Source organism: Geobacillus sp. FSL K6-0789 (assembly GCF_038593135.1).
Taxonomy (GTDB): Bacteria; Bacillota; Bacilli; order Bacillales; family Anoxybacillaceae; genus Geobacillus; species Geobacillus stearothermophilus.
Genome location: NZ_CP151966.1, coordinates 110,370 through 121,404, shown reverse-complemented (window position 1 = coordinate 121,404; position 11,035 = coordinate 110,370). Strand labels below are relative to the sequence as shown.

12 protein-coding genes and 1 other annotated feature are annotated in these 11,035 nt (G+C 52.6%); all 12 genes read right to left on the bottom strand.

Going from position 1 to position 11,035, the window contains the following annotated elements; genetic code table 11:
• Nucleotides 1-85: 85 nt before the first annotated feature.
• Nucleotides 86-3,658, bottom strand: a complete 3,573-nt coding sequence (rpoB, locus tag NSQ51_RS00620) for a DNA-directed RNA polymerase subunit beta (RefSeq protein ID WP_033017248.1) — start codon at nt 3,656-3,658, stop codon at nt 86-88.
• A 404-nt stretch (nt 3,659-4,062) separates the two neighbouring features.
• Entirely contained in the window at nt 4,063-4,665 is a 603-nt protein-coding gene (locus NSQ51_RS00615) for a class I SAM-dependent methyltransferase (RefSeq protein ID WP_049624213.1), read from the bottom strand.
• A 112-nt stretch (nt 4,666-4,777) separates the two neighbouring features.
• Nucleotides 4,778-5,146, bottom strand: coding sequence for a 50S ribosomal protein L7/L12 (gene rplL, locus NSQ51_RS00610; RefSeq protein ID WP_012820484.1), 369 nt, complete (start codon nt 5,144-5,146; stop codon nt 4,778-4,780).
• Between the two features lie 54 nt (nt 5,147-5,200).
• A complete protein-coding gene (rplJ, locus tag NSQ51_RS00605; protein ID WP_033017249.1) occupies nt 5,201-5,701 on the bottom strand; it encodes a 50S ribosomal protein L10 in 501 nt (166 codons plus the stop codon).
• Between the two features lie 47 nt (nt 5,702-5,748).
• Nucleotides 5,749-5,914, bottom strand: a sequence feature (ribosomal protein L10 leader region).
• Between the two features lie 47 nt (nt 5,915-5,961).
• The gene (rplA, locus tag NSQ51_RS00600; RefSeq protein ID WP_033017251.1) at nt 5,962-6,663 is read right to left on the bottom strand and encodes a 50S ribosomal protein L1; all 702 of its coding nucleotides are present in this window, start codon (nt 6,661-6,663) and stop codon (nt 5,962-5,964) included.
• 181 nt (nt 6,664-6,844) lie between these two features.
• Complete coding sequence (gene rplK, locus NSQ51_RS00595) at nt 6,845-7,270, bottom strand: 50S ribosomal protein L11 (protein ID WP_044746824.1); 426 nt, start codon at nt 7,268-7,270, stop codon at nt 6,845-6,847.
• 241 nt (nt 7,271-7,511) lie between these two features.
• Nucleotides 7,512-8,045 carry a transcription termination/antitermination protein NusG gene (nusG, locus tag NSQ51_RS00590; protein WP_033017255.1) on the bottom strand — a complete coding sequence of 178 codons (534 nt, stop codon included), beginning with the start codon at nt 8,043-8,045 and terminating at the stop codon, nt 7,512-7,514.
• A gap of 112 nt (nt 8,046-8,157) precedes the next feature.
• Nucleotides 8,158-8,340, bottom strand: coding sequence for a preprotein translocase subunit SecE (gene secE / locus NSQ51_RS00585; RefSeq protein WP_033017257.1), 183 nt, complete (start codon nt 8,338-8,340; stop codon nt 8,158-8,160).
• A gap of 297 nt (nt 8,341-8,637) precedes the next feature.
• Nucleotides 8,638-9,288, bottom strand: a complete 651-nt coding sequence (gene sigH, locus NSQ51_RS00580) for an RNA polymerase sporulation sigma factor SigH (RefSeq protein WP_033017272.1) — start codon at nt 9,286-9,288, stop codon at nt 8,638-8,640.
• Nucleotides 9,289-9,359: 71 nt separating this feature from the next.
• A complete protein-coding gene (locus tag NSQ51_RS00575; protein WP_064213561.1) occupies nt 9,360-9,872 on the bottom strand; it encodes an NYN domain-containing protein in 513 nt (170 codons plus the stop codon).
• A 3-nt stretch (nt 9,873-9,875) separates the two neighbouring features.
• Complete coding sequence (gene rlmB / locus NSQ51_RS00570) at nt 9,876-10,613, bottom strand: 23S rRNA (guanosine(2251)-2'-O)-methyltransferase RlmB (protein WP_064213560.1); 738 nt, start codon at nt 10,611-10,613, stop codon at nt 9,876-9,878.
• A complete protein-coding gene (locus NSQ51_RS00565) occupies nt 10,613-11,035 on the bottom strand; it encodes a Mini-ribonuclease 3 (RefSeq protein WP_033017259.1) in 423 nt (140 codons plus the stop codon). Before NSQ51_RS00565 ends, rlmB begins: the two co-directional genes overlap by 1 nt.

Here is an 11,035-nt window from a genome sequence, read left to right as displayed (position 1 = left end):
GGTTTTGCTCCATGGCTTGTTCGTCATCCGTTCGCCTCAATGGCCGCGGGCGGGGAAACGCTCCCCGCCTTTTCGCCATTGCCGGTTACTCTTTCGTTACCGCATCTTTTTCTTCGCTGGCTTCTTCCGGTTCAGCCGGTTTCACATCGACCATGATCGCATCCGGCGCATGATCATCATCGTCGTCAAAGTTTTCCATGTTGATTTCCTGTTCGTCGCTCGTCAAAATCGTGACGTCCATCCCTAGACTTTGCAGCTCTTTGATCAACACTTTAAACGACTCCGGCACGCCCGGTTCCGGAATGTTTTCCCCTTTGACGATCGCTTCGTACGTTTTGACGCGGCCAACCACATCGTCAGACTTGACGGTCAAAATTTCCTGCAGCGTATACGCCGCACCGTACGCTTCAAGCGCCCATACTTCCATCTCGCCAAAGCGCTGGCCGCCGAACTGCGCCTTACCGCCGAGCGGCTGCTGGGTGACAAGCGAGTACGGGCCGGTCGAGCGAGCGTGGAGTTTGTCGTCGACCATGTGGGCAAGCTTGATCATGTACATGATCCCGACCGACACGCGGTTGTCAAACGGTTCGCCCGTCCGCCCGTCATACAGCACCGTTTTGGCATCGCGCGCCATGCCGGCTTCTTCAAGAATGTTCCAAACATCTTCCTCCGTCGCTCCGTCAAAGACTGGGGAAGCGATATGCAAGCCAAGTTTTTTCGCCGCCATGCCAAGATGCAGCTCAAACACTTGCCCGATGTTCATCCGCGACGGAACGCCGAGCGGGTTCAACATGATGTCAATCGGCGTGCCATCCGGCAAGAACGGCATATCTTCTTCCGGAAGAATGCGGGAGATAACCCCTTTGTTTCCGTGGCGGCCTGCCATTTTATCGCCTTCGGAAATTTTCCGCTTTTGCACGATATAGACGCGCACCAACTGGTTCACGCCCGGCGGGAGTTCGTCGCCGTCTTCGCGGTTGAAAACTTTGACGTCAAGGACAATGCCGCCGCCGCCGTGCGGGACGCGCAGCGACGTATCGCGCACCTCGCGCGCTTTTTCGCCGAAGATCGCATGCAACAGCCGCTCCTCAGCCGTCAGCTCGGTCATTCCTTTCGGTGTCACTTTGCCGACGAGCAAATCGCCGTCTTTCACTTCTGCACCGATGCGGACGATGCCGCGCTCATCCAAGTTTTTCAACGCATCTTCACCGACGTTCGGGATGTCGCGTGTAATTTCTTCCGGACCGAGCTTCGTGTCGCGCGATTCGGCTTCATACTCTTCAATATGGATTGACGTATACACGTCTTCTTTGACGAGCCGTTCGCTCATGATGATCGCATCTTCGTAGTTGTAGCCGTCCCATGTCATAAAGGCAACAAGCACGTTGCGGCCAAGCGCCAATTCGCCTTTATCCATCGACGGGCCATCGGCCAAAATTTCGCCCTTCTCCACGATATCGCCTTTTTTCACGATCGGCCGCTGGTTGTAGCACGTGCCTTGGTTCGACCGGACGAATTTCAGCAACCGATATTTATCTAGATCACCCTTGACTTCTTTGCCGTCCACTTCAATCAGCCGACGCACCCAAATTTCCTTTGCTTCGACGCGCTCGACGATGCCGCGATGCTTGCAAATCACCGCCGCGCCCGAGTCTTTCGCCGAAACATACTCCATGCCTGTGCCGACGATCGGCGCTTCGGGTTCCAACAGCGGCACGGCTTGCCGCTGCATGTTCGCCCCCATCAAGGCGCGGTTCGAGTCGTCATTTTCCAAAAACGGGATGCACGCCGTCGCCGCCGAGACAACTTGCTTCGGCGACACGTCCATATAGTCGACGCGATCGCGCTTGACGACGATGTTCTCGCCGCGGAAACGGGCGATGACGTTTTCTTCAAGGAACGTGCCGTCCTCCGCAAGCGGTACGTTCGCCTGCGCTACAACGTAATTGTCCTCTTCATCGGCTGTCAAATAATCGATTTGGTCCGTTACCCGACCTGTTTCCGGATCGACGCGCCGGTATGGCGTTTCAATAAAACCAAACTTGTTCACTTTCGCGTAAGTGGACAGCGAGTTGATGAGCCCGATGTTCGGCCCTTCCGGCGTCTCGATCGGACACATCCGCCCGTAGTGCGAATAGTGAACGTCGCGCACTTCAAACCCGGCGCGCTCGCGCGTCAATCCGCCGGGGCCAAGCGCAGAAAGGCGGCGCTTATGCGTCAGTTCAGCGAGCGGGTTCGTCTGATCCATAAACTGCGACAGCTGCGAGCTGCCGAAAAACTCTTTAATCGCTGCGATCACCGGGCGGATGTTGATCAGCTGCTGCGGCGTGATCGTGTTCGTATCTTGAATCGACATGCGCTCGCGCACGACGCGTTCCATGCGCGACAAGCCGATGCGGAATTGGTTTTGCAGCAGTTCGCCGACCGAACGGAGGCGGCGGTTGCCCAAATGGTCGATGTCATCCGTATCGCCGACGCCGTGGAGCAAGTTGAAGAAATAGCTGATCGATGCAATGATGTCCGCCGGCGTAATATGTTTGACATCTTCCGCAATAAAGCCGTTGCCGATGATGTTGATTACCTTTTCGTTGTCCGGATCATTCGGTGCATAAATTTTCACGGTCTGCACCTCAATCGGACCATCCGCCACTCCCTCAGCCGGACGGTACGTCCGCAACCCGACTCCTTTTTCCAAATACGGCAGCAGGCGGTTCAGCGTCCGGCGGTCGATCATCGCTCCAGCTTCAGCGATGACTTCCTTGGTTTCGGGATCAATGATCGTTTCCGCGAGCCGCTGATTGAACAAGCGGTTTTTAATATGAAGTTTTTTATTGATTTTATAACGGCCTACGCTCGCCAAGTCATAGCGCTTCGGATCAAAAAAGCGCGACGCCAGCAAATTTTTCGCATTCTCAAGCGTCGGCGGCTCTCCCGGACGAAGACGCTCGTAAATTTCAATCAACGCTTTTTCCGTGCTGTCGGTATTATCTTTTTCAAGCGTATTGCGCAAGTATTCGTTGTCGCCGAGCAGATCGATGATTTCTTGGTCGGAGCTGAACCCAAGCGCACGGAGAAGCACCGTAACGGGCAGTTTACGGGTACGGTCGATGCGAACGTAAACGACGTCTTTCGCATCGGTTTCATATTCAAGCCATGCGCCGCGGTTCGGAATCACTGTCGCCGAGTAGCCGCGTTTGCCGTTTTTATCAACTTTGTCGCTGTAATAGACGCTTGGCGAACGGACGAGCTGGGAAACAATGACGCGTTCCGCCCCATTGATAATAAACGTTCCGGTTTCCGTCATGAGCGGAAAATCGCCCATAAACACGTCTTGCTCTTTCACTTCGCCCGTTTCTTTATTAATCAAGCGAACTTTGACGCGAAGCGGCGCCGCATATGTAACGTCGCGTTCTTTCGCCTCTTCGACCGTATATTTCGGTTCTCCTAAACTATAGTCGATAAATTCAAGCGAGAGATTGCCGGAAAAGTCTTCAATCGGGGAAATTTCCTTGAACATTTCCCGCAGCCCTTCATCGAGAAACCATTGGTAGGAGGACGTTTGAATTTCGATCAAGTTCGGCAATTCCAGCACTTCGCTGATGCGTGCATAGCTTCTGCGTTGGCGGTGTCGCCCGTATTGAACTAGTCGGCCTGTCAAGAGTGATTCACCCCTCAAATGTAGACATTAGTGAAAACCGGAAGCGGAACATCGCATTGATCCAGCCGCCTTGGCGGCATATGCCGCCAAGGCCGTCGGCCGCTCCGCCATTCCGGGGCAAAGCGCTAGGCATGCATGCGGCTGGCCCCCGCCATCCGGACGGAAACGGTTCAGCTATGACGCCGCCGTTTCGGTAAGGGGATTTCACACGCTCCCGGTGCGAGGAAACCAGGCGTTGGATGGAGAAAAAAAGAAAATGGTTTCTATCCAGTAGAAAACCATATGTTTAGCTGTATATTGATTTTATCATTTTTTCCATCATATCCAAAAATATACGTCATCCCCTCATGTGGGAAATGTGCATATTTAGCATTTTATAATGCTACCACAATAAAAAAACGGTGTCAACATTTTTTCGCCTTTATGATATAATATCCTTTTTTCTTCGCGACGACTTCTACAGCAGGAAAGCATTCGTTCAGCTTTTGCAAGGCCGATGGGGCGCCTTGCTTTTTTTGAATGACGACCCATAGCTCGCCATGATCGAGCAGATGATCGCGGCTTTGTTCAAAAATCGCGTAAACGACCCGTTTGCCAGCCCGGATCGGCGGATTGGTGACGACCGCTGCAAATCGCTGTTCTCCGACTTCCGAAAAAAGATCGCTTTTGTAAATCACCGCATTGTCAATCCCGTTTGCCTGCTTGTTTTCCTGCGCCAGTTCGAGCGCCCGCTCGTTGACATCAATCATGTGAACGCGCCGGTTTGGAAACGATTTGGCCAAGGCAAGCCCGATCGGCCCATATCCGCAGCCGACATCCAACAAATCCCCAGCCACTCCCGGCTCCTCGAACGTTTCAATTAACAGGCGTGTGCCAAAGTCGACTTCGCGCTTTGAAAACACTCCGCTGTCGGTTGTAAAGCGAAATTCATGCCCCCGGAGCGTAAACGTCCACGTTTGCGGGTTTCGCTCCGACGTCGGATTGACTGAGTAATAATGCTCGCTCATCATCATCCCCTCCTCCTTGTCGACAGGCTGCACTGCCTTCCGTATATATAGTGTAACAAAAAAGAGGCCGTCCCTTGCTTCGGGCAAGCCTCTTTTTTCAATGGCGCAGCCATTACTTGATTTCGACTTTCGCGCCAGCTTCTTCGAGTTTTGCTTTGATTTCTTCTGCTTCTTCTTTCGCAATGCCTTCTTTGATCGGCTTCGGGGTGTTGTCGACCAAGTCTTTCGCTTCTTTCAGGCCGAGGCCAGTGATTTCGCGAACGACTTTGATGACTTTGATTTTTTGCGCGCCGGCGTCGGCAAGAATGACGTCGAATTCCGTTTTTTCTGCCGCTGCTTCAGCGCCGGCTGCTGCGCCGCCCGCGACAACAACCGGAGCCGCAGCTGTTACGCCGAATTCTTCCTCGATCGCTTTCACCAATTCGTTTAATTCCAATACGGTCATATTTTTCACTGCTTCAATGATTTGTTCTTTCGTCATCACAACTTCCTCCTTTGTTTTCTGAATGATTGTTAAGCACATATCGATGCGCCATTACGCGCCTTGTTCTTCTTGCTTGTCAGCCACCGCTTTGACCGCAAGCGCAAAGTTGCGGATCGGGGCTTGGAGAACGCTAAGCAACATCGAAAGCAACCCTTCGCGGGACGGGAGCTTCGCCAACGCATCGATTTCTTCTTTGCTGGCGATGTTCCCTTCGATGACGCCGCCTTTGATCTCCAACGCCTCATGCGTTTTCGCAAACTCGCTTAAAATTTTTGCCGGCGCCACAACATCTTCATTGCTGAAGGCGATGGCATTTGGACCGGTGAACACTTCATCCAGTCCTTCCAGGCCGACTTCCGCGAGCGCCCGACGGGTCAAGGTGTTTTTGTACACTTTAAACTCGACGCCTGCCTCGCGCAGCTGTTTGCGCAACTCGGTCATTTCCGCCACGTTCAGGCCGCGGTAATCGACGATGACGGTTGCCTTGCTGGCGCGAAATTTGTCCGCAATCTCGGCAACCACTTGTTTTTTCAGTTCAATCGCGCTCGACACGTCCTGCACCTCCTGTAAGGAAAATGAGAGAATACCACTTATACCGTCTGCTCAATAAAAAACCTCCATGCCGCGTAGACATGGAGGTGTCGTTCAACGCACCGCCGCTCGTCCCCGACGCAGGGCGCGCGCTGTTCTATCGTCCACATACCTCGGTAGGAAATTAAGCCTCAAACAGGCACCTACTGTCTACGGTATAAATGATATTCGTTTGTTCAGCCAAATGGCATTTTATCAGACTCGACGCAGAAAGTCAACCGTTACTGTGCAACAGCCACCGTCGTCGGGTCCACTTTAATGCCAGGACCCATCGTTGACGTAATCGTCACGTTTTTGACGTATGTCCCTTTCGCTGCCGCCGGTTTGGCTTTCAAAATCGCCTCGTAGACGGCGGCGAAGTTTTCGGCCAGTTTCTCGTTGTCGAACGATACTTTGCCGATCGGCACATGAATGTTGCCGGCTTTATCAACGCGGTATTCCACTTTACCAGCTTTGATCTCCTGCACAGCTTTCGCAACGTCAAACGTGACCGTGCCGGTTTTCGGGTTTGGCATTAACCCTTTCGGACCCAAAATACGACCGAGTTTCCCGACCTCGCCCATCATATCCGGCGTGGCAACAACGACGTCAAAGTCAAACCAGCCTTGCTGGATTTTATTGATGTATTCTGTATCGCCGACATAGTCAGCGCCAGCTGCTTCTGCTTCTTTCGCTTTTTCCCCTTTTGCGAACACTAACACGCGCGCTACTTTCCCCGTGCCGTGCGGCAGAACGACAGCGCCGCGAATTTGTTGGTCCGCTTTTTTCGGGTCAACGCCCAACCGGAACGCAACTTCCACCGTCGCATCAAATTTCGCGACGTTCGTTTTTTTCACGAGCTCGATTGCTTCAGCAATCGGGTATGCTTTGGAGCGGTCGACGAGTTTCAATGCTTCTAAGTATTTCTTTCCTCTTTTCGGCATGTGAAAAATCCTCCTCGGTTGTGGTTTTAGCGGAAAAACCTCCCACATTGAACGTTCTTCGCTTCTTTCGAAAACGAAGAAGCGGACAGATGCCCATTCATCAGGCCCGTCTTGCTGTTTTTGTTCATGGAGAGAGAGGTTGCCCAATGACGCAACCTCCCCTACAAACGACGCACCGGCTTTAGTCTTCAATCACAATGCCCATGCTGCGAGCCGTGCCTTCAATCATACGCATGGCTGCTTCAATGCTCGCTGCATTCAAATCCGGCATTTTCAATTCAGCAATCTCGCGCACTTTGTCACGTTTGATCGTCGCTACTTTGTTGCGGTTCGGTTCGCCGGAGCCCGATTCGATGCCCGCCGCTTTTTTCAACAGTACAGCGGCCGGCGGCGTTTTCGTGATGAATGTAAACGAACGGTCTTCAAAAACCGTAATTTCAACCGGAATGATCAAGCCTGCCTGGTCAGCGGTACGGGCATTAAACTCTTTGCAAAACGCCATAATATTAACACCGGCTTGACCTAACGCAGGACCTACTGGCGGCGCCGGATTTGCTTTCCCTGCAGGAATTTGCAGTTTGACGATTTTGATTACTTTTTTCGCCACGAGACACACCTCCTTAAGTCCGTGATGTGGTATTAGGGATTGCCCCTCCCACTCCATCCGGCTCCGATCTGACGAGCCGCTTTCATATCTCCCGTTTCGGCCGGGAGGATTAGCGCATCAAGCACGTTCGCTCCCTTATACAGCACGTATAAGTTCATCGCTGCATGCCTTGTCTAAGATTCAAGACATACTGACTTTAAAATAGTATCACTTTTCAACAACGATTGCAAGTTCTTTTCCATTAGATTTTTTCTATTTGCGAAAACTCCAATTCCACCCGTGTTTCGCGGCCAAACATATCGACAAGCAGCTTCACCTTATGTTTGTCGAGGTCAACCACCTCAATTTTTCCAGTGAAGTTGGCAAACGGCCCTTCTTTAATCCGGACCGTTTCATTCACCTCGTAGTCGACATCAATCTCAGTAAGCGGCATGCCCATCCGCTTCAAAATCATTTTGACTTCTTCCTCCATGAGCGGCGTCGGTTTCGAACCAGCCCCGCTCGAACCGACAAATCCGGTCACGCCCGGCGTGTTGCGCACGACGTACCACGAATCGTCGGTCATGATCATTTCGACAAGCACATAACCGGGGAACACTTTCTTTTTCGTCGTTTTCCGTTTGCCGTTTTTGATGTCCGTTTCCGTTTCTTCCGGGACGACAACACGGAAAATCTTGTCTTGCATTCCCATTGATTCAACGCGTTTCTCCAAATTGGCTTTCACCTTATTTTCGTATCCCGAATATGTATGGACGACATACCAGTTTTTCTCCATCAGCGAGCCTCCCTAGGGCGGTTTTCATTTTGTTTTCTGCGCAAAACAAAAACCCGTTTCCGGGTTCCATGTTCGCACGATTATCTTTCATTATAGCATATCATCCGCCCGCTTATTCAAATACAAGGCGAATCAACTGCGAAATGCCGAGGTCGACAACGGCGAAAAAGATGGTGAAAAACGCCACCGTAGCCAATACGATTCCCGTATAGTTCACTAGTTCTTTCCGGCTCGGCCAGCTCACTTTTTTCAACTCCCGCACGACTTCTTTGAAAAAGTTGATTACTCGCTGCATCCCTCGTACCTCCACGATTGATCAAAACTGTCCCCACCGCCTGCTTCGTCTCGCGATGGACGGTATGATTGTTGCTCATCGAACAAAACTTGTTGGCCGCCAAGCGCCTGCACCAAGGCAACCGGCCTGTTTTGCAGCCGTGCAGTTTCGGCTCCCGCATTGCGCGCGAGCCAACGTTGCTCGTTAACATAAACGTTTGACCGTTCCCGCGAGATGTCCATAAAAATTTATCATATCAGCATTTCCGCTGTCAATGCCATCTTTTGGCCTCCGTTCGGCCATCGGCCGATGCACCGCCTACAAACTGATTTCCCGATATTCCAAATATTTCTCCAACTTCCGTTTGACGCGCTGCAAGGCGTTGTCGATCGATTTGACATGGCGGTTTAACTCTTCGGAAATTTCTTGGTACGAGCGCCCGTCCAAATACAACGCGAGCACTTTCCGCTCCAAATCGCTGAGCAATTCCGCCATTTTCAGCTCAATATCGTCAACTTCCTCGCGGTTGACAATCAGCTCTTCCGGGTCGGTCACCTGCGTGCCGGACAACACGTCCATCAGCGTCCGGTCCGACTCGTCGTCGTAAATCGGCTTGTCCAAGGAAACGTAAGAGTTGAGCGGAATGTGCTTTTGGCGGGTCGCGGTTTTAATCGCGGTAATCATTTGCCTCGTGATGCATAGTTCTGCAAACGCTTTAAATGAAGAGAGCTTGTCCCCCTTAAAATCGCGGACTGCCTTGTACAGCCCGATCATCCCTTCCTGCACAATGTCCTCGCGGTCAGCCCCGACTAAAAAGTATGAGCGGGCTTTGGCGCGCACAAAGTTTTGGTATTTGTGGATCAAAAAATCAAGCGCTTCTCCATCCCCTTCGTGAACAAGTGTAACAAGCTGTTCATCCTCTAAATGTTTATAATCCTTTGGCTTGTCTACTTTTAAGCATTCCCCCACGCTGATCCCCCCCCGACCGCATCAATCGCTAACATTTATTATACAGTGCAAATTTTTACAGCGTCAACCGCTCATTTTTGCCCTCTCCGCCATTTTTCAAAAATTTCGGCAACTATGTCATTGAGCGGCACTTTCAAGGTCGGTGTATGCTGCTTCATTGACTGCAACTTTTTTGAAATATCCCGCTCCACCTCTTCGATTTCGTGCAGAAGTTCGCGCGCCGATTTGCGCAAGGCGCCTTGACCGAACACCGTCCATTGTTCCGTATAATCCGATGTCGCGACATACACTTTGGTGCGCGCGTTGATGAGCGTTTTCGCCAACCGCTCAATCCGTTCGTCCGCTGTCTCATTTTCCTTTGTAAAAATGACATCGATATCGTAGTTTTTATACTTTTTCTCGTTTCCCTGCACGAGATGGGCGTCAAACACGACCACGACGTGATCCCCGGTGAACCCTTTGTAATCGGCCAGTTTGTCAATCAACAAATCCCTTGCCGCTGCCAGATCGCCTTCCTCTTTCAGCCGGCGCAGCGCCGGCCATGCCCCGATGATGTTGTAACCGTCGACAATTAAAACGTTCATCGGCTATTCCCCTAGCGGATACCGCTTTCGGTACACCTCGTACATGAGCAAACTGGCGGCGACAGAAGCGTTGAGCGAAGTGACGTGCCCCCGCATCGGCAGCCGAAACAAGAAATCACACTTTTCCCGCACTAACCGGCTGATGCCTTTTCCCTCGCTGCCGATGACCAGCGCCAACGGCATCGTGCCGTCAAGGAAGCGGTAGTCATCTTTGGCGTCTGCATCGGTGCCAGCCACCCAAACGCCCCGCTCTTTCAGCTCGTCGATCGTCCGCGCCAAGTTCGTCACGCGCGCGACCGGAACGTGCTCGATCGCTCCGGTTGACGCCTTCGCTACGGTCGGCGTCAACCCCACCGACCGCCGTTTCGGGATGATGAGCCCGTGCGCTCCGACCGCATCTGCGGTGCGCATAATGGCGCCCAAGTTATGCGGGTCTTCGATTTCGTCCAAAATGAGGAAAAACGGCGCTTCTTCCCGTCGGGCGGCGCGGGCAAACAAATCGTCGACCTCGTAATAGCGGTATGCGGCCGCCTGGGCGATCACCCCTTGGTGCACCCCGTCAACCATTTGGTCAAGCTTGCGCTTCGGAACATATTGGACGAGCACGCCCCGCCGCTTCGCCCATTCGAAGACAGGCTCGACGGCGTGGCGCTGCGCTCCTTCCGCGATCCAGATTTTATTGATGTCGCGCCCGGATTTGAGCGCCTCGATGACCGGGTTTCTGCCGATAATGTAATCCATCATTCCAACGCCCTTTCTTCCCTTTCAATAATCGCAAATGAACGGCCGATTAACTCGTCGACCCGCCGGCCGTTGTCCTGTAAAAAATGATAGCCGATCAACGCTTCGAACGCGGTGCTGTGCCGGTATGTCTGCACATCCGTATTTTTCGGAATCGTGCCTGATTTCGCGTTGCGGCCGCGGCGGACGATGGCTTGCTCCTCTTCCGTCAACACGCCTTCATCAAGCAAGGTTAAAATGACTCTTGCTTGCGCCCGGGCCGACACGTAGCGGATCGCCCGCCGATGCAGCTCGTGCGGCCGTACGCTGCCCATCGCCAGCAAGTGGCGGCGCACGTACACTTCATAAACCGCATCGCCAATATAGGCGAGCGCCAAGCCATTTAATTGTTTGACATCATGAACGGTCTCAAACTGCGCCAT

Excerpts from the sequence above, each read along its gene's own strand:
- nusG (WP_033017255.1), bottom strand. The coding sequence starts at position 8,045 with ATGGAGAAAAACTGGTATGTCGTCCATACATATTCGGGATACGAAAAT.
- rplL (WP_012820484.1), bottom strand. The coding sequence starts at position 5,146 with ATGACGAAAGAACAAATCATTGAAGCAGTGAAAAATATGACCGTATTG.
- NSQ51_RS00565 (WP_033017259.1), bottom strand. The coding sequence starts at position 11,035 with ATGGCGCAGTTTGAGACCGTTCATGATGTCAAACAATTAAATGGCTTG.
- NSQ51_RS00615 (WP_049624213.1), bottom strand. The coding sequence starts at position 4,665 with ATGAGCGAGCATTATTACTCAGTCAATCCGACGTCGGAGCGAAACCCG.
- rlmB (WP_064213560.1), bottom strand. The coding sequence starts at position 10,613 with ATGGATTACATTATCGGCAGAAACCCGGTCATCGAGGCGCTCAAATCC.
- secE (WP_033017257.1), bottom strand. The coding sequence starts at position 8,340 with ATGCAGCGAGTAATCAACTTTTTCAAAGAAGTCGTGCGGGAGTTGAAA.
- NSQ51_RS00575 (WP_064213561.1), bottom strand. The coding sequence starts at position 9,872 with ATGAACGTTTTAATTGTCGACGGTTACAACATCATCGGGGCATGGCCG.
- rplA (WP_033017251.1), bottom strand. The coding sequence starts at position 6,663 with ATGCCGAAAAGAGGAAAGAAATACTTAGAAGCATTGAAACTCGTCGAC.